Origin of the sequence: Streptomyces aureoversilis (assembly GCF_042657885.1) — a bacterium.
Lineage (GTDB): Bacteria > Actinomycetota > Actinomycetes > Streptomycetales > Streptomycetaceae > Streptomyces > Streptomyces aureoversilis.
This window is the reverse complement of the sequence record NZ_JBHSKJ010000020.1, coordinates 145,728-163,881: the sequence shown is the minus strand read 5'-3', so window position 1 is coordinate 163,881 and position 18,154 is coordinate 145,728. Positions and strand designations below refer to the sequence as shown.

13 protein-coding genes and 1 rRNA gene are annotated in these 18,154 nt (G+C 73.4%); 6 read left to right on the top strand and 8 right to left on the bottom strand.

The annotated features are described in order from the left end of the window. Positions 1-108: ribosomal RNA gene (locus ACFPP6_RS29185) — 16S ribosomal RNA — on the bottom strand; the annotation flags it as partial. 601 nt (positions 109-709) lie between these two features. On the opposite strand from ACFPP6_RS29185, the gene ACFPP6_RS29180 reads away from it, so the two are divergent. Next, a complete protein-coding gene (locus tag ACFPP6_RS29180; RefSeq protein ID WP_336013561.1) occupies positions 710-1,159 on the top strand; it encodes a PTS sugar transporter subunit IIA in 450 nt (149 codons plus the stop codon). An 84-nt stretch (positions 1,160-1,243) separates the two neighbouring features. Next, on the top strand, positions 1,244-2,914 hold the full coding sequence (gene ptsP / locus ACFPP6_RS29175) for a phosphoenolpyruvate--protein phosphotransferase (protein ID WP_179079904.1): 1,671 nt from the start codon (positions 1,244-1,246) through the stop codon (positions 2,912-2,914). 115 nt (positions 2,915-3,029) lie between these two features. Here the strand turns inward: ptsP and ACFPP6_RS29170 are convergent, their stop codons facing one another. Next, positions 3,030-3,983: a hypothetical protein gene (locus ACFPP6_RS29170; protein WP_382048544.1), complete on the bottom strand. Its 954-nt coding sequence runs from the start codon at positions 3,981-3,983 to the stop codon at positions 3,030-3,032. Between the two features lie 25 nt (positions 3,984-4,008). After that, on the bottom strand, positions 4,009-5,280 hold the full coding sequence (locus tag ACFPP6_RS29165) for an MFS transporter (protein WP_382048541.1): 1,272 nt from the start codon (positions 5,278-5,280) through the stop codon (positions 4,009-4,011). A 49-nt stretch (positions 5,281-5,329) separates the two neighbouring features. Here ACFPP6_RS29165 and ACFPP6_RS29160 point away from each other — a divergent pair, with 49 nt between their 5' ends. Beyond that, positions 5,330-6,652, top strand: a complete 1,323-nt coding sequence (locus tag ACFPP6_RS29160) for an aminotransferase class I/II-fold pyridoxal phosphate-dependent enzyme (protein WP_382048539.1) — start codon at positions 5,330-5,332, stop codon at positions 6,650-6,652. 136 nt (positions 6,653-6,788) lie between these two features. Here ACFPP6_RS29160 and ACFPP6_RS29155 read toward each other — a convergent pair whose 3' ends face one another. After that, positions 6,789-8,804: an acetoacetate--CoA ligase gene (locus ACFPP6_RS29155; protein ID WP_382048536.1), complete on the bottom strand. Its 2,016-nt coding sequence runs from the start codon at positions 8,802-8,804 to the stop codon at positions 6,789-6,791. A 299-nt stretch (positions 8,805-9,103) separates the two neighbouring features. Here ACFPP6_RS29155 and ACFPP6_RS29150 point away from each other — a divergent pair, with 299 nt between their 5' ends. The 3 genes from ACFPP6_RS29150 (at position 9,104) to glpK (ending at position 14,012) form a co-directional block, all read left to right on the top strand. Then, entirely contained in the window at positions 9,104-11,530 is a 2,427-nt protein-coding gene (locus ACFPP6_RS29150; RefSeq protein WP_382048533.1) for a glycoside hydrolase family 31 protein, read from the top strand. A gap of 78 nt (positions 11,531-11,608) precedes the next feature. Then, positions 11,609-12,427: a M15 family metallopeptidase gene (locus ACFPP6_RS29145; RefSeq protein ID WP_382048531.1), complete on the top strand. Its 819-nt coding sequence runs from the start codon at positions 11,609-11,611 to the stop codon at positions 12,425-12,427. Positions 12,428-12,497: 70 nt separating this feature from the next. Beyond that, positions 12,498-14,012 carry a glycerol kinase GlpK gene (glpK, locus tag ACFPP6_RS29140; RefSeq protein ID WP_382048528.1) on the top strand — a complete coding sequence of 505 codons (1,515 nt, stop codon included), beginning with the start codon at positions 12,498-12,500 and terminating at the stop codon, positions 14,010-14,012. On the opposite strand, the gene ACFPP6_RS29135 is transcribed toward glpK, so the two are convergent. The 4 genes from ACFPP6_RS29135 to ACFPP6_RS29120 form a co-directional block, all read right to left on the bottom strand. Then, the gene (locus ACFPP6_RS29135) at positions 14,009-14,608 is read right to left on the bottom strand and encodes a GTP-binding protein (protein WP_382048525.1); all 600 of its coding nucleotides are present in this window, start codon (positions 14,606-14,608) and stop codon (positions 14,009-14,011) included. The two genes, glpK and ACFPP6_RS29135, sit on opposite strands and share 4 nt — an antisense overlap. A gap of 136 nt (positions 14,609-14,744) precedes the next feature. Further along, positions 14,745-15,161: a DUF742 domain-containing protein gene (locus ACFPP6_RS29130; protein ID WP_382048579.1), complete on the bottom strand. Its 417-nt coding sequence runs from the start codon at positions 15,159-15,161 to the stop codon at positions 14,745-14,747. A gap of 8 nt (positions 15,162-15,169) precedes the next feature. Next, positions 15,170-15,625, bottom strand: a complete 456-nt coding sequence (locus ACFPP6_RS29125; RefSeq protein WP_168092849.1) for a roadblock/LC7 domain-containing protein — start codon at positions 15,623-15,625, stop codon at positions 15,170-15,172. Next, positions 15,622-18,075, bottom strand: coding sequence for a sensor histidine kinase (locus tag ACFPP6_RS29120; RefSeq protein WP_382048522.1), 2,454 nt, complete (start codon positions 18,073-18,075; stop codon positions 15,622-15,624). The genes ACFPP6_RS29125 and ACFPP6_RS29120 overlap by 4 nt, the downstream gene beginning before the upstream one ends. Positions 18,076-18,154: the final 79 nt, after the last annotated feature.

The window sequence follows — 18,154 nt, the reverse complement described above, 5'->3', positions numbered from 1 at the left end:
ACTCACCCGTTCGCCACTAATCCACCCCGAAGGGCTTCATCGTTCGACTTGCATGTGTTAAGCACGCCGCCAGCGTTCGTCCTGAGCCAGGATCAAACTCTCCGTGAATGTTTACCGGTAATCCGGTTCGCACCACGAGAGCGGAACGGCCAGGAGGAATAATCCCGGTCGTTCACAGCGTCCTCGCTGTGTTGCCTGCTCACTCCCGAAGGACCGGCAGGACTTTCAAAGGAACCGCGTCCCGGTCAGATGACCGAGGACGGGGTATTTTATAGTCTGGCGTTGACTTTTGGCACGCTGTTGAGTTCTCAAGGAACGGACGCTTCCTTTGTACTCACCCTCTCGGGCTTTCCTCCGGGCGCTTCCCTTCGTTGTGTTTCACACTCTATCAGGACTTTTCCCGCTCTCCCGCCACCCTGTTTTCCGCAGTCATAAAGACATACGGGCACAGCAGTGGACCCGAGAAAGGATCACTTCTGATAGGTGCTGCCCTCGCCTCGCCGGCAGTTGTCTGCGGGCCTCGGTCGTGGGCAGGGATCCGACAGTACATGCCCTCCTCATGCGAGGCAAATCGATTACGCACCGCACACGCCAAGGCCCCGATCACTCGTGCGGAACCCTCAGTTCCTATGACTTAGGCTTCCGACCAGTGCGCCGTCCAGGACAGGTAGTGACGGCGCGTGACGAATCTCCACCTGGGAGGCTTCCCATGACCACCGTGACGTCCCCGATCGCCGGACGCGCCATCGGACTCGCGGCAGTGCCCGATCCGGTCTTCTCCGGCGCGATGGTGGGACCCGGTACCGCTGTCGACCCCGTCCGTGAGCCCCACGCCGCGGTCTCCCCCGTCGACGGCGTCATTGTTTCGCTGCACCCGCACGCGTTCGTCGTCGTGGACGCCGAGGGCCACGGTGTACTGACGCACCTCGGCATCGACACCGTCCAGCTCAACGGCGAGGGCTTCGAGCTGCTCGTCAACAAGGGCGACACCGTGACGCGCGGCCAGGAGGTCGTGCGCTGGAACCCGGTCGCCGTCGAAGAGGCCGGCAAGTCGCCGATCTGCCCGATCGTCGCCCTCGAGGCCACCGCCGACTCGCTCGGCGACGTCCGCGAGGACGGCGACGTCAAGGCCGGCGACCAGCTCTTCAGCTGGAAGTAGCCGATACCGCTCCTTAAAGGGGAGCGGCACGTACGACATCCACCGCGGCGGCCCGAGCCGCCGCATCAACCGGAGACGGGTGAAATGGAGACAACGCTGCGAGGCGTCGGCGTGAGCCACGGTGTGGCGATCGGCGAGGTCCGGCACATGGGCACGGCGGTTCTGGAGCCGCCGGCCAAGCAGATTCCGACGGACGAGGCGCCGCGCGAGCAGGGTCGCGCGCGCCAGGCCGTGGAAGCTGTGGCCGCCGACCTCATCGCGCGCGGCAACCTGGCCGGTGGCGAGGCCCAGCACGTGCTGGAGGCCCAGGCCATGATGGCCCAGGACCCCGAGCTGATGGCCGACGTCGAACGGCGCATCACCGTCGGCAGCACCGCGGAGCGCGCGGTGTACGACGCCTTCGCCGCCTACCGCGCGCTGCTCGCCAACGCCGGCGAGTACCTGGCCGGCCGCGTGGCCGACCTGGACGACGTGCGCAACCGCATCGTCGCGCGCCTGCTGGGCGTGCCGATGCCGGGCGTGCCGGACAGCGACGAGCCCTACGTGCTGATCGCCCGGGACCTCGCTCCCGCCGACACCGCCCTGCTCGACCCGACCCTGGTGCTGGGCTTCGTGACCGAGGAGGGCGGGCCGACCAGCCACAGCGCCATCCTGGCGCGTGCGCTCGGAGTGCCGGCGGTCGTGGCGCTGCCGGGTGCGGGTGAGCTTGCCGAGGGCACGGTGGTGGCCGTGGACGGCAGCACGGGCGACATCTTCGTCGACCCGAGCCCGGAGAAGCGCGCGGAGCTGATCAAGACGGCCGAGGAGCGCAAGGCTGCGCTGTCGGCGTCGTCCGGCCCGGGTGCGACGTCGGACGGGCACAAGGTGCCGCTGCTGGCGAACGTCGGCGGTCCGGGGGACGTCGCGGCGGCCGTCGAGGCGGGTGCCGAGGGCGTCGGTCTGTTCCGTACCGAGTTCCTGTTCCTGGACGACAGCAAGAAGGCGCCGTCCGAGGCCAAGCAGGTCGAGGCGTACCGCAAGGTGCTGGAGGCCTTCCCCGAGGGCCGTGTGGTCGTGCGGGTGCTGGACGCGGGCGCGGACAAGCCGCTGGACTTCCTGACGCCGGCCGACGAGCCCAACCCGGCGCTGGGCGTGCGGGGTCTGCGCACCCTGCTCGACCACCCGGACGTGCTGCGCACGCAGCTCACCGCGCTGGCCAAGGCCGCCGAGGGGCTGCCGGTCTACCTCGAGGTCATGGCGCCGATGGTGGCCGACCGCACGGACGCGAAGGCGTTCGCGGACGCGTGCCGCGAGGCCGGGCTGCAGGCGAAGTTCGGGGCGATGGTGGAGATCCCCTCCGCCGCGCTGCGGGCCCGCTCGATCCTGCAGGAGGTCGAGTTCCTGTCGCTGGGCACCAACGACCTCGCGCAGTACACCTTCGCCGCCGACCGCCAGGTCGGTGCGGTGTCGCGGCTGCAGGACCCGTGGCAGCCGGCGCTGCTCGACCTGGTCGCGGCTTCCGCCGAGGCCGCCAAGGCCGAGGGCAAGAGCTGCGGCGTGTGCGGTGAGGCCGCGTCGGACCCGCTGCTGGCCTGTGTGCTGACCGGTCTGGGCGTGACGAGTCTGTCCATGGGTGCGGCGTCGATTCCGTACGTCCGCGCGACCCTGGCCAAGCACACGCTGGCCCAGTGCGAGCGCGCTGCCGCCGCGGCCCGTGCGACGGACTCCGCCGAGGAGGCCCGTCTGGCCGCGCAGGCGGTGCTGTCCGGCGAGTGAGCCGGGCCGTCACCGTCGCGGTGACGTGAGCTGAGGAGTGAAGGGTGTCCCGCCGGGCGGCGGGGCACCCTTCGTTCGTTCTCCGTTCGTTCATTGACCGGCGGCCGCCGGTCGCTCAGTCCTCCAAGGGCAGCCCCGCGCGGTAGTCGACGTCGGGCTCGGGCGGTACGGGTTCGCCGGTGCGGGCGTCGGTGCAGTAGGCGGCGAAGACTTCCGCTTCGGTCAGCGGGTGGAGCCGGCCGCCGTCCTTGAGGTTCCAGCCGCGGACGGTGTCGCGGTGATCGGGCCGCATGCTGCGCAGGACCACTCCGCCCGGCCGTTCCGTGGCGATGCCCGCCGCGAGGACGGTGCAGAAGACGAGGGCGGCCGCCTCGCCGAGGTGGAGCAGGCCGTCGTCACGGCTCTCCGTGTGCAGCACGGCCACGAGCGGAGTCCGTCCTTCGGCCGGGATGCTGCAGACGAGGTGGTGCGTGCCGGGGCCGACCGCCTGGATGATCCTGCGCAGGAGGGCGGTGGCCCTGGCGAAGGCGGCGCGGCCGATGTCCTCGCCGCAGGAGTCGCAGTCGCCGCGGGTGAGCAGGGCCGAGGCGTACTCCCACGTCGCCTGCTGTTCCGCTTCGGCGACGAGCCGGGGCAGCAGGCGGGCGAGGGGCTCGCCCTCGTAGGTGACCTTGGTGCCGGCGGCCGCGACCTCCGCGGTGTAGCGCGTGCGGCTGGCCGGGGCGTCGGGGTCGAGGTGGGATTCGGTGCAGAACTCGGCGTAGGCGACGGGGTCGAAGAGGGCGACGCTCGTGTGCGTGCCGCGGGCGGTCAAGTCGCGCAGCAGGCCCTCCACCTGCCGCATGTAGGTGGCGTGGTCGTCGAAGGGGAAGCTCGTGTAGCCCTGCATGGCCGCGAAGTCGTCCGCTCCGGCCAGGACGGCCAGGGTGCTGGGGACTTCGCGGCGCAGCAGGCGCCGTGCGCTGAGCTTGCGCCGCTGGGCGGGCGGTCTCTTCCTGCCGTCCCGTTGCTTGGTGTGCGGGCGCTTCCTGCCCGCCGGTCGTCCTCGGCCGTCCCGTGAATGCGCCATCTTCTCTCCCCCTGAGCGCGTGTGATCAGTGCTCACTCACCGTAACGGGAGGCACTGACAATGCGGTTCCGCCGTCGTCTCGGGTGAGCCTGCGCTGGGCGAGGCACATGACGGCGAGTCCGGCGCCGAAGGCGAGCCAGCCGAGGGGGCCGGCCGCGATGGTGCCGGTCACGGCCACGGGGCCGATGCTGCGCTGGACCGCCGATGAGAGGCCGTGGACTCCGAGGTAGGCGCCCTGGGCGGTGGGCGGCGCGAGGGCGACGGACAGTTCCCAGGAGACGGTGGCGTGGAGCATCTCGGCGACGGTGAAGGCGGTCGCGGCGAGGGTCAGGGCGGTGACGGCGATCCAGCGGGTGTCCGTGGCCGATGCGGCGAGGGCCGCTCCGCCTGCGAGGAAGGCCGCGGCCAGGGGGAAGAGTGAGGTGCGCGCCTTCTCGGAGGTGGTCCCGAAGCGGGCGAAGGGGACCTGGAAGCACACCACGAGCACGTTGTTGAGGACGAGGAGGAGGGGGACGACGCCGTGCGGGACGGGTGTGGCCGTGACGGCCCACAGGGCGAGGCCGACCTTGAAGACGGAGTCGTCGAGGCAGAGGAAGGTTTCGGTGGCGGTGTAGGCGAGGTAACGGCGGTCGCGCCAGGGGTTGGTGACGCGCGCCACCCCGGCTTCCGCGGCCGCCCGGCCCTCTCCGGCGCCGGCTGCCGGGCCGCCCGCCATCACTACGCGCGAGGCCGACGGCGGTTCGCCGCAGCGCAGGGTGAGCAGGGCGACGGCGACGAAGGACAGGGCGTCGCCGACGAGCAGCCAGCGGTAGACGGCGGTGGTGCCGACGGCGAGGGCTCCGGCCGCCGCGAGGCCGCCGACGGCCCAGCCCACGTTGGAGACGGTGCGGTTGACGGCCTGGTAGCGACTGCGGTCGGGGCCGGCGATGCGGGTCGCGTAGAGCCTGGTGAGGACGGAGGAGGCCCGGTCGCCGAGGCTGCCGACCGCGGTGATGGCGAGCAGCAGCCGTAGGTCCGTGGTGGTGAGGAGGGCGAGCGAGGCGACGGCGCGGAGGGCCTGGACGGCGGCGAGCAGCGTCCGCAGGGGGAGGCGGTCGGCGAGGAGGCCGCCGAGGGGCGGGCCGGCGATGCCGATGGCGCCGGAGACGCCGAGCAGCAGGCCGATCTGGGCGGTGCCGAGCCCGGCGACGTAGGTGAAGTACAGGACGGCCGTGGCGCCCCAGAGGCCGGAGCCCGTCCTGTCGACGAAGGTGACGGCGAGCATGCGGCGGCCGTCCGGTCCCCCCGGTATCTGCATGTGGTGATCCCCCTTGACCCGAATATTGTATTGATACATACTCAGTTCTGTGGTGACACAATATGAGATCACTGGTACGAACGCCAAGGGGATTGCCGCGTCCATCGAGCGCGGCGTGGCCGACGGCGCGCTCGCTCCCGGCAGTTCGCTTCCCCCGGTGCGCACGCTCGCCGAGCGGCTCGGCGTGAGCCCGGGGACGGTCGCCACCACGTACAAGGAGCTGCGCCGCCGGGGCATCGTCGTCACCCGCGGGCGCGGCGGGACCGTCGTCGCCGAGGCTCCCGCCGTCGCCTCCCGGCGCCCGCCGAAGGTGCCCGAGGGGCTGCGGGACCTGGCCGGCGGCCACCCCGATCCGGCGTTCCTGCCCGCACTGGTGCCGCCGGTGCAGATGGCCCGGAGCACGCGCTCGCACCGGGCGGCACCGCGGCTGGCCCGGCTGGAGGAGCTCACCCGCGCCTGGTACGAGCGCGACGGCGTCCCGTCCGCGCACGTGACGTTCGCGCACAGCGCGCTCGACTGCGTGGCCCGGCTGCTCTCCACCGAGCTGCGGCCCGGTGACGCGGTGGCGATGGAGGACCCCGGCTACCACCACCTGCTCGACCTCGTGCCGGCGCTGGGCCTGCGGATCGTTCCGGTCGGGGTGGACGACGAGGGCATGCGGCCTGAGGAACTGCGGGCCGCGCTGCGCGGCGGCGTACGGGCCGTCATCTGCAGCCCGCGGGCGCAGAATCCGTACGGCGGCTGCTTCTCGGCCGCCCGGCGCGACGCGCTGGCCGCGGTGCTCGCGGAGGCGCCGGAAGTGCTGGTCGTCGAGAACGACTACACCGCGGAGATCTGCGGCGCCCCCCTGCACAGTCTGACCGCCGGGGGCCGGCTCGCCCGCTGGGCCCAGGTCCGCACCGTCACCAAGCACCTGGGGCCGGACCTGCGGTGGGCCGCGCTGGCCTGCGACGCGACGACGCTGGCGCGGCACGACGGGCGGCTGCTGCTGACCTCGGGCTGGGTCAGCCACGTGCTGCAGGAAGCCGTGGCCGGGCTGCTCGCCGACCCCGGTGCGCGGACGCTGGTCGACGAGGCACGCGCCGCGTACGCCGTGCGGCGCGAGGCGCTCATCGGGGAGCTGGCCCGGCGGGGGATCTCCGCGCACGGGGGCGGGGGGCTGAACGTGTGGGTGCCGGTGCGGGACGAGGCCGCCGTCGTCAACGGGTTGCGGTCTTGCGGGTGGTGGGTGGCTGCGGGGGCGCGGTTCCGGATCGGGACCGCGCCGGGGGTGCGGATCACTACGGCGGATCTGTTGCCCGTGGAAGCGGAGCGGCTTGCCGCGGACTTTGCTTCTGTGCTGGGTGAGGCTCAGGCGACGTACGGGGGGTGACGGGTGGGGGCTTTTCCCCTACCCGCCCCTTCCCGTAACCGGGGGCTCCGCCCCGGACCCCGCTATCGCGCTGAACGCGCGCTCGTCCTCAAACGCCGGACGGGCTGACATGGTGCTCGGACGAGCCGTGACCGGACTAGCGCTTGCGGCCCAGTTCCTCGTAGAACTTCAGCAGGTCCGCGTTGTCCACCGAGCCCGGGTTCACCGCCTTCTCCAGCGGCGTGCCCTGGAGGAGGCGCTTCACCGGGACCTCGATGCGCTTGCCGGTGAGGGTGTGCGGGACCGCCGGGACCTCGATGACCTCGTCGGGGACGTGGCGGGGCGAGAGGTTCTCGCGGATGGTGCGCTTGATGCGGTCGAGCAGGGCGTCGTCCAGTTGTGCGCCCGGCGCGAGGTGGACGAAGAGGGGCATCCAGTAGCCGCCGTCCGGCTGTTCGACGCCGATGACGAGGGACTCGCGGATCTCGGGGAGGCGTTCGACGACCTCGTAGATGTCGGCGGAGCCCATGCGGACGCCCTGCCGGTTGAGGGTGGAGTCGGAGCGGCCGTGGATGACGACGCTGCCGCGCGGGGTGAGGGTGATCCAGTCGCCGTGGCGCCAGACGCCGGGGAACATCTCGAAGTAGCTCTCGCGGTAGCGGGTGCCTTCGGGGTCGTTCCAGAAATGGATGGGCATCGACGGCATGGGGTTGGTGACGACGAGCTCGCCGACCTCGCCGACGACGGGCTTGCCGTGCGGGTCCCAGGCCTGCAGGTCGGTGCCGAGGCAGGGGGCTTGGAGCTCGCCGATGTGGACGGGCAGGGTCGGGACGGCGCCCGCGAAGCAGCTGCAGACGTCCGTGCCGCCGCTGACCGAGGCGATCCACATGTCTTCGGCGCCTTCTTGGTGGAATTCGTCGTGAATCCAGCGGAAGCCGTCGGGCGGCAGTGGCGAGCCCGTCGTGGCCACGCACTTCACGCGCGAGAGGTCGAAGTCCCGGCCGGGGTGGACCCCCGCCTTGCGGCAGGCCATGACGTAGGCGGCCGAGGTGCCGTAGAGGGTCGCTCCGGTGCGTTCGGCGATGCGCCACTGGGCGGCGGTGTCGGGGTGGCCGGGGCTGCCGTCGTAGAGGACGACGGTGGAGCCCACCAGGAGGCCGGAGACGAGGAAGTTCCACATCATCCAGCCGGTGGAGGTGTACCAGAAGAAGCGGTCGCCGGGGCCGAGGTCGCAGTGCAGGGAGAGCTGCTTGAGGTGTTCGAGGAGGATGCCGCCCTGGGACTGGACGATGGCCTTGGGCAGGCCGGTGGTGCCGGAGGAGTACAGCACCCACAGCGGGTGGTCGAAGGGGACCTGTTCGAAGACGGGTTCCCCGTCCTCGGCCACCAGTGCGTCCCATTCCAGGGCGCCTTCGGGGGCCGGGGTGCCGAGCAGCGGGATGTGGACGACGGCGCGCAGGGTGGGCAGACCCGTGCGGAGTTCTGCGACGGTGCCGGTGCGCTCGTGCTCCTTGCCGCCGTAGCGGTAGCCGTCGACGGTGAACAGGACGACGGGTTCGACCTGCTGGAAGCGGTCCAGGACGCTGCGGGCGCCGAAGTCGGGCGCGCAGGAGGTCCACACGGCGCCGACGGCCGCGGTGGCGAGGAAGGCGACGACGGCGTGCGGGATGTTGGGCAGGTAGCCGGAGACGCGGTCGCCGGGGCGCACGCCCAGGCGGCGCAGCGCGGCGGCGAGCGAGGCGACCTGGCGGCGCAGCTCGGTCCAGGTGACCGGGCTGGGCTCGTGGGTCTCGTCGACGGCGAGCAGGGCCGGTTCGCCGGCCCGTGCGGGGTCCTCGGCGGGGCGCAGTGCGTGCTCGGCGTAGTTCAGCGTGGCTCCGGGGAACCAGGTGGCGCCGGGCATCGAGCGGTCGGCGAGGACGCGCTCGTAGGGGTGGGAGAAGCGGACGCCGCACCATTCGGCGAGGGCCTGCCAGAAGGTCTCGAGCTCGTCGACGGACCAGCGGTGCAGGGCGGCGTAGCTCGCGGCGGGGTCGCCGGGGACCGCGGCCGGGGCGCCGTGGCGCTCCGCCGCCCACGCCTGGAAGCGGGTGACCTGGGCGCGGGCGACGCGGTCGGCGCCGGGGGTCCACAGGGGCTCCGGCGTTTCGGCGGGCTGCGGTGCGGTGGTCATCTGGCGGCTCCCGGGCTTCTGCGCGTCGTGGGCATCGCGTGGTGGCATCGTCCTCGTGCGCCGCGCGCACGGGCGGGGTGTGCGCGTGGCACGGCTGACCAGGACGATGCCACGTGATCGACTCCCGCACCAGAGCCGACGGCACAGTGCGGCACGCATCGCACCGGCAGCGAGTGGGGCCGTGTCCCGTCCGTCTCACGCGTGCCGGGTTCCTCCGGTACCCCGTCCTTGTCCCTGCGCGGGTGAACGGCGTCTGAACGGGGGGCGCCGGCGATCGCGCGGGTGGCAGTCTGAGCAGCATGGATGCGCGTGATCTGCTGCGGTTAGTGAGGACGGTCCGTACGGCGCGGGGGGTACGGTCCCTGCGGTCGGCGCTGCGGCGGCGGAGCGCGGACAGAGCGGGGCTGCCGCGGCCGGGTGCGGAGCGGGCGCGGGTGCCGGGTGCGGCACAGGGGGCGGAGCCGCTGCCGGGCGGCGGGGTGGTGCGCTTCGCGCGGTCGTCGTTGCGCGTGCGGGTGGCGGCGGGCGGTGCGGTGTTCTGCGGCTGGGACGGGGCCGGGCCGGAGCCGTCGTACGCCCTGAACGGCCCGGGGCCGGAGGTGGACGAGCGGGCGGTGCTGGAGCCGGACACCGACGGCGGCTGGCGGGTGGTGTCGGAGCGCGTGCTGGTGGTGGTGGGCCGGCACGGGACGGTGGAGGTGCGGACGCCCGGGGGCGTGCTGCTGCGGCGTGATCTGCCGCCGCGCTGGTGGGAGCCGGCGGATGCGGAGGGGCGTGAGCCGCAGGGGGCGGGTGAGGCGCGGTGGGCGCTGCGGTCGGAGGTGGCGGCGGATGCGCGCTTCTTCGGGCTGGGCGGCCGGTCGGCGGGTCCGCGGCTGCGGGACGGCTCGTACCGGCTGTGGAACACCGATCCGGACAGCGCCTTCGTGCCGGGCGACGATCCGCTGTACATCACGATGCCGGTGCAGCTGGTGGTGGCGGACGCGGGCACGCACCTGGTGTTCCACGACGACTCGTGGGACGGGCGGGTGACGCTGGCGGAGGGCGAGGAGGGCGCGGGCTCGGGCCACGACCGGCCGGGCCGCTGCGAAGTGCGGATGGACGGGGGGCCGCTGCGCTACTGGGTGCTGGTGGGGACGCCGGCGCGGGTGCTGCACGGCTGGGCGTCCCTGACGGGGTCCGCTGCGCTGCCGCCCGCGTGGGCGCTCGGTCACCATCACGCGCGCTGGGGGTTCGGCAGCGAGCGCGAGGTGCGGCGGGTGGTGGAGGGGTACGCCGAGCGCGGGCTGCCGCTGTCGGCCCTGCACCTGGACATCGACCACTACCGGGGGCACCGCGTCTTCACGGTGGACCGGGAGCGCTTCCCCGATCTGCCGGGGCTGGCGGCGGAGCTGCGGGAGAGGGGGGTGCGGCTGGTGTCGATCGTGGACCCGGCGGTGAAGGCGGAGCCGGGTCAGTGGGTGTTCGACAGCGGGGCGGCGGCCGACGCGTTCGTGCGGGACGCGCGGGGGCGCCGGGTGCGGGGGGAGGTGTGGCCGGGCGAGTCGGTCTTCCCCGACTTCACCGATCCGCGGGTGCGCAAGTGGTGGGGCGGGCTGTACGGGGAGCGGCTGGCGCAGGGGTTCTCGGGCGTGTGGCACGACATGAACGAGCCGGTGTCGTTCGCGCCGTTCGGGGATCCGTCGCTGCCGCTGTCGGCGCGGCACTCGCTGGAGGGCCGCGGCGGCGACCACCGGGAGGCGCACAACGTGTACGGCCTGGCCATGGCCCGGGCCGGCTACGAGGCGCTGTGCGAGCTGCGCCCGGGCGAGCGCCCGTTCCTCTTCTCGCGCTCGGGCTGGGCGGGCATGCAGCGCTACGGCGGTACGTGGTCGGGCGACGTGGCCACGGGCTGGCCGGGGCTGCGGGCGTCGCTGTCGCTGGTTCTGGGCCTGGGGCTGTGCGGGGTGCCGTACTCGGGCCCGGACGTCGGGGGTTTCTCCGGGTTCCCTTCGCCCGAGCTGTACGTGCGCTGGTTCCAGCTGGGCTCCTATCTGCCGCTGTTCCGCACGCATTCGGCGATCAACGCGGGGCGCCGGGAGCCGTGGGAGTTCGGCGGGGAGGCCCTGGAGCACGCGGGGGCGGCGCTGCGGGAACGGATGCGGCTGCTGCCGTACTTCGTGACGCTCGCGCACCTGGCGCGGCGCACGGGGGCGCCCTACGTGCGGCCGGTGTGGTGGCGTTCGCCGGAGGACCGTGCGCTGCGGGACTGCGAGGACGCGTTCCTGCTGGGCGATTCGCTGCTGGTGGCCCCGGTGCTGGAGCAGGGGGCGGACCGGCGGGCGGTGCGGCTGCCGCGCGGGCTGTGGTACGACACGGCGACGGGCAAGGCGCACGAGGGGCCGGGGCAGGTGCTGCTGGACGCGCCGCTGTCGCGGATCCCGGTGCTGGCGCGGGCGGGTTCGGTGATTCCGGTGCAGAGGACTGCGGAGAGCGCTTCCGGGCCGGCCGGGCAGTCCGAGCTCGCCGCCCCCTCCGGGCTGTCCGGGCCGGTGGAACTGGAGGTGTGGGCTCCGGCTCCTGGCCGCACGGGCGGCGGCGTGCTGGTCCCGGACGGGGGTGACGGGTGGGAGCCGCAGGAGGCCGTGCGGTTCACCACGCGCCGGCGGGACGGTGCGGTGGTCGTGGAGCAGGAGGGTGCGGAGGAGGTGGGGTATCCGGTCCGCGTGCGGGGAGAGGGCGCGTGACGAAGCGAAGGGGAGCGCAGTGAAGTGAGAGGGCGGGCGCCCTTCCCCGGGAGCCCGTCCGGCTGCTATCCGGGTGGCATGAACAGACCCCGAGTCCGGGCCGCCCTGCGGGCCTTCGTCCTGCCCGCCGCGGCACTCCTGACGCTCCTGTCCCTTCCGGCCGCCGCGCCGCCGGCGCGGGCCGCCTCCGCGGAGCCGCGTCCGCCCCGCGGGTTCGTGGCCCTCGCCGACGTGGATCCGACGATCCTGCAGGAGATGCGGTACGTGACCGTGCACAACTTCACGGGCCACCGCGTCGACGGCTACCTGCGCCCCATGTGCGTCCTGACGCGGGAGGCCGCCGACGCCCTGCACCGGGCGCAGCGCTCGCTGCTGCGCCGGGGCTACGGGCTGAAGGTGTACGACTGCTACCGGCCGCAGCGGGCGGTGAACGACTTCGTGGAGTGGGCGAAGGACCTCGCGGACACCCGGATGAAGGCGGAGTTCTACCCGCGCGTGGAGAAGACCCGGCTGTTCGAGGACGGGTACATCGCGGCGAAGTCCGGGCACAGCAGGGGCAGCACGCTGGACGTCACGATAGTGAGGCTGCCGGCCTGGCCGACGCGGCCGTACGTGCCCGGGGAGCCGCTCGTGCCGTGCTACGCGCCGCGGGAGCAGCGTTTCCCCGACAATTCCGTGGACATGGGGACGGGCTTCGACTGCTTCGACACCCTGTCGCACACCCTGGACCCGCGGATCACGGGTGTGCAGCGGGCCAACCGGCTGCTGCTGAAGTCGGCGCTGGAGCGGGAGGGGTTCGTCAACCTGCCGGAGGAGTGGTGGCACTACACCTTCAAGCCGGAGCCGTTCCCCGGCACGTACTTCGACTTCCCCGTGCTGCGCCGTCCCGCGCCTTGACGCTCCGTCACGGTGGGGGAACACTTCCCGTCCTGACAGGTCCGGACAGGTTCCGAGGTCAGGAGACGCCATGACGGGTCCGTACGTCGCCGCGATCGACCAGGGCACCACCTCCAGCCGCTGCATCGTCTTCGACCGGGACGGCCGGCCCGTCGGCGCGGACCGGCGCGAGCACCGGCAGATCTTCCCCAAGCCGGGCTGGGTGGAGCACGACGCCGCCGAGATCTGGGCGAAGGTGCGGGCGGTGGTGGCGGGTGCGCTGGCCGCGGCGGGGCTGGAGGCCGGCGAGCTGAGCGGCCTGGGCATCACCAACCAGCGCGAGACGACGGTCCTGTGGGACCGCTCGACGGGCAAGCCGGTGCACAACGCGGTCGTCTGGCAGGACACCCGTACGGACGCGCTCTGCCGCGAGCTCGGCGGCGCGGACGGGCAGGACCGGTTCCGGGCGGCGACGGGGCTGCCGCTGGCGAGCTACTTCTCCGGGCCCAAGGTCGCCTGGCTGCTGGAGCACGTGCCGGGGCTGCGGCGGCGTGCCGAGAACGGCGAGATAGCGTTCGGCACGGTCGACTCCTGGCTGATCTGGAACCTGACGGGCGGTCCGGACGGCGGGGTCCACGTCACGGACGTGACGAACGCGTCGCGCACCCTGCTGATGGATCTCGGCACGCTCCAGTGGGACGCCGGGATCCTGGCCGAGATGGGCGTCCCCGAGGCGGTGCTGCCGGAGATCCGTTCCTCCTGCGAGGTGTACGGGAGGGCAGTCGGGCCGCTGGCCGGGGTGCCGGTGGCGGCGGCGCTCGGCGACCAGCAGGCGGCGGTGTTCGGGCAGACCTGCTACGGGGTGGGCGAGGCCAAGAACACCTACGGCACGGGCAGCTTCCTGCTGCTGAACACCGGGACGCGGCCCGTGCCGTCCAAGAGCGGCCTGCTGACGACGGTGGGCTACCGGCTGGGCGGCGAGCCGGCCGTCTACTGCCTCGAGGGGTCGATCGCCGTCACGGGCGCGCTCGTGCAGTGGTTCCGCGACCGGCTGGGGCTGATCCGCTCGGCCGACGAGATCGAGGCGCTGGCGGCGAGCGTCCCCGACAACGGCGGCGCGTACATCGTGCCCGCCTTCTCCGGCCTGTACGCGCCGTACTGGCGCCCGGACGCCCGGGGCGTGATCACCGGGCTGACCGGCTACGTCACGCGGGCGCACCTGGCGCGGGCGGTGCTGGAGGCCACGAGCTGGCAGACGCGGGAGGTCGTGGACGCGATGTTCCAGGACTCCGGCGTGCGGATCAGCTCGCTGAAGGTGGACGGCGGGATGACGGCCAACGGGCTGCTGATGCAGCACCAGGCCGACGTGCTGGGCGTGCCGGTGATCCGGCCGGTGGTCGCCGAGACCACGAGCCTGGGCGCGGCGTACGCGGCGGGTCTCGCGACCGGTGTGTGGCGCGATCCGGACGAGCTGCGGGCGCACTGGCAGCGGGACGCGGAGTGGACGCCCCGGCGGGCGCCGGAGGAGCGGGAGGCCGAGTACCGGGTGTGGCGCAAGGCGGTGGAGCGGAGCCTCGGCTGGGTCGAGCCTTCGCGGCAGGGCTAGCCGGCCTGCTGTGCGAGCGCGGTGAACCGCTGCTGCACCACGGACACCAGCACCCCCTTCACCGACTCCTTCTCCCGTGCGTCGCACAGGATCACCGGGACGCCCGGGTCGAGGTCGAGGGCGTCGCGGACGTCCTCCTCGGGGTAGCGCTCGGCGCCGTCGAAGCAGTTGACGGCGAGGGTGAAGGGGATGCCGCGGCGTTCGAAGTAGTCGACGGCGGCGAAGCAGTCCTGCAGCCGCCGGGTGTCGGCGAGGACGACGGCGCCGAGCGCGCCGCGGGCCAACTCGTCCCACAGGAACCAGAAGCGGTCCTGGCCGGGGGTGCCGAAGAGGTAGAGGACCAGGTCGTCGCGGAGGGTGATGCGGCCGAAGTCCATGGCCACGGTGGTGGTGCGCTTGCCCTCCACGCCGGAGGTGTCGTCGACGGGCCTGCCCGCCTCGGTGAGCAGCTCCTCCGTGCGCAGCGGCCGGATCTCGCTGACCGCGCCGACGAGGGTGGTCTTGCCCGCCCCGAAGCCCCCGGCGACCAGGAGCTTGAGGGCCACCGGGGCTGTCGCGGGGCGCGCACGGCCGCGGTCGGAGCGCAGGGGCCTCATGGTTGTTCGTCCTCCGGTCGTGGGGGCGTTCGCGGTGTCCCGCTCCCCCGGTGGAAGGTGATCGTTCCGTAGAGACCGTGGTCACGACAAGTCTCTTCCGGTGCGCGGTGCCCGGAGCCGCCCCGGACACCGCGTCTCAGAGGGCCCGCAGCCCGTCGATCACCTCGCGCAGAATGCTTTCGTCGACGAGTTCCGCCGGGGGCACCGGACGGGTGACCCGGACGAGGCCGGAGTCGAGCAGGTCGCCGACGAGCACCCGCACCACGCCGACGGGCAGGTCGAGGCCCGTCGCCAGCTCCGCGACCGAGCGCGGCATGTCCCGGGTGAGCTCCGCTATGTCGAGGTGTTCCGGGGACAGCGTCTGGTCGGCGAGGGCGTGGGCGGCTCCGGGGTGCTCCGCCGGGTCCTCGGCGACGACGACCGCGATGAGGTCGAGGCCGGCCCCGTCCGCGCTGCGGGTGCGCCCGCGGGTCATGGCGTACGGGCGGACCACCGGGCCCGCCGCGTCGTCGTACCAGCGCACGTCCGCGTCGCCGGAGCCGTCCCCGGTCAGGCCGGCGGTCACCCGTCGGCGGCTACGCCGGTGCGCGGAGCGGTGGCCAGGTGCGCGCCCACCCGCTTGACGAGCAGCGTCATCTCGTAGGCGACCTGTCCGATGTCGGAGTCGGCGTCGGCGAGCACGGCCAGACAGCTGCCGTCGCCGGCGGCGGTGACGAAGAGGAAGGCCTCGTCCAGCTCGACGACGGTCTGGCGGACCTTGCCCGCGTCGAAGTGCCGGCCGACGCCCTTGGCGAGGCTGTGGAAGCCGGAGGCCACGGCCGCCAGGTGCTCGCCGTCCTCGCGCGAGAGGTCCTTGGAGGTTCCGGTCGCCAGCCCGTCGCCGGAGAGCACGAGCGCCTTGCGGATGCTGCCGACGCGCTCGACGAGTTCGTCGAGGAGCCAGTTCAGTTCGCCCGTGCCGGCCGGTGCGCCGTTCGCTGCGGTGGTTGTCCCGTTGTCGGCCTTCGGTGCGGTCATCGACCGTCCCCCTCAGATGTGGTTCCTGGTGCGGTTTTTCTCGGTGGTCTGTTCGGTGCGTCCGCCTCATTGTGCTCCCGGCCGCGCTGCCAGCCGCGCTGGAGGGCGGCCATCCTGGCCCGCACCTCGTCGGCGTCGCGCTCGGGTTCCGGACCGGCGGGGTCCGGGCCGGCCGGACCGCCGTGGGTGCGGGTGGCCGTCACGTCCTTCCCCGAGGAGGGGTCCTTCTTCAGCTGGGGGGCGAGGCTCGCCTGGCGCACGCGCCGGGGCAGCCCGCCGGGAGGCGTCCGCTCGGCCCCGGGCCTCTCCGGGGGGTCCGCCGGGGCGGCGGCCGGGCCCGTGGCCGGGGCGGAGGGCCTGCGGCGCGGCAGCGGCAGCGGTCCGTCGCCCGCCTGGTGGTGCTCCTCGCCCTCGTCCGGGCGCGGTTCGAAGGGGCAGAGCACGGGGTCGCCGGCCGGCGCGGGGTGCCGGTCGCGGGAGAGCGCGGCCCGCGCCGGCGGCACCGGGGCCCGGCCCTTGGTGAGCACCTGCTCGCCGGTGTCCTCGTCCCCGGACCGGGGGTCGGTCTCGGTGAGCAGATCCAGGGGGATGAGGACGACGGCGGTGGTGCCGCCGTACGGGGAGGTCTGGAGCGAGACGCGCACGTCGTGGCGGCGGGCGAGCCGGCTGACGACGAACAGGCCGAGCCGGTCGGTGTCGGAGAGCTCGAACTCGGGGGTCTCGGCGAGCCGGAGGTTGGCCTCCAGGAGGGCGTCCGGGGACATGCCGAGGCCGCGGTCGTGGATCTCCAGGGTGAAGCCGTTGGCGACGCGCTGGCCGTGCACCTGCACGGCGGTGTGCGGCGGGGAGAAGACGGTGGCGTTCTCCATGAGTTCGGCGACGAGGTGGATGAGATCGCCGACGGCGGGGCCGCGCACGGCCAGCCGGGGCAGGCGGCGCACCTCGATCCGCTCGTAGGCCTCGACCTCGGCGACGGCGCCGCGGACGACGTCCATGAGGCGCACGGGCTTGCGCCACTGCCGGGCGGGGGCCGCGCCGGAGAGGATCACCAGGCCCTCGGCGTGGCGGCGCATGCGGGTGGTGAGGTGGTCGAGGCGGAAGAGGTCGGCGAGCTCCTCGGTGTCCTCGGTGCGGCGCTCCATGGCGTCGAGGAGGGTGAGCTGACGGTGCAGCAGGACCTGGCTGCGGCGGGCGAGGTTGACGAAGACGTCGGCGACGCCGCGGCGCATGTCGGCCTGTTTGACGGCGGCCTCGACGGCGGCCCGCTGCAGGGTGTCGAGGGCCTTGCCGACCTGGCCGAGCTCGTCGGGCCCGAACTCCCGCGGCGGGGCCTCGGCGGCGAGGTCGATCCGCTCGCCCGCGGCCAGGCGGCGCATGACGGCGGGCAGCCGTACGCCGGAGGCCTCGTGGGCCTCCTTGCGCAGCCGGCGCAGGTCGCGCACCAGGCCGCGGCCGATGCGCAGGGAGATGACGAGGGAGCAGACGAGCGCGGCGGCGCCCAGGACGCCGGCGACGGCGGCCTTGGTCAGGACGCGGACGGCGATCGGCTCGACGCGGTCCGCGTAGCGGTCGGTGGCCTCGGTGTTCATCCGGGCGAGCTCGTCGAGCACGGCGCCGGCGGCTCGTTCCCAGCGCATCGGGTCGATGGTCTGCGGGGCGCGGGAGGAGCCGGCGAGGATGGCGGTGTCCTCGGCGGCGCGCAGGGCGTGGGGGCCGGTGCCGCGCCAGTACTCCTCGAAGATCTTCTGGTCGCCGGCGGGCAGCACGGAGAGGTTGGTGCTGTAGAGGATCTGCCGCTCGGCGACGCGGTCGGAGACGGCCCGCAGGTCCTGGCGGCTCATGGTGCCGGTGGTGAGGGCGGCGGCGAGGAGGGCGTCCTCGCGGGCGAGCGCCTCGCGGGCGCGGGCCACGCCGATGAGGGCGCGGGCCTGCTTGTCCATCTCGGCGTCCTCGAAGGCGCCGAGGCTGCCGAGGAAGGCGTAGTAGGGCTCCACCAGGTCGTTGTAGGCCTGGAAGGCGCCGTAGCGGCTGATGCCGCCGGCCCCGACCTTGCCGCGCAGGACCTCGAGGTCGCCCAGGGCCTTCTCGATGCGCCGGTAGCGGACGTCGGTGGCGGGGCTCATGTCGTCGCGGACCTTGCCGGCGCCGCGGCGGAAGCCGGCCGCCGCCTTGTCGGTGGCGTCCTGCTGCTCGCGCAGGACGGCGAGGTTGTCGGCGCGGCGCGGGTCGGCGAGGTGGACGAGGGTCTGGCGGCGTTCCTTCTGCAGCGCGCGGACGAGCTCCTCGGCGGGGAGGCCCGCGGTGCGGATGGCCTCGGCGGCGGAGAGCAGCCGGGCCGCCTCCGTGCCGGTGATGACGGTGGCGAAGACCCACAGGCCCGTGAGCGACACCAGCGGCACCAGCAGCAGCGCCACGATCTTCCGGCGGATCGACTTCCCGCGAAAGCGCATGGCCTCCCCAACGTCAACCCCGCTCTGGTGGGGTGGTGTTCCGACAACAATGCGGCGTGAGCCTACTACTGCGGGGTAC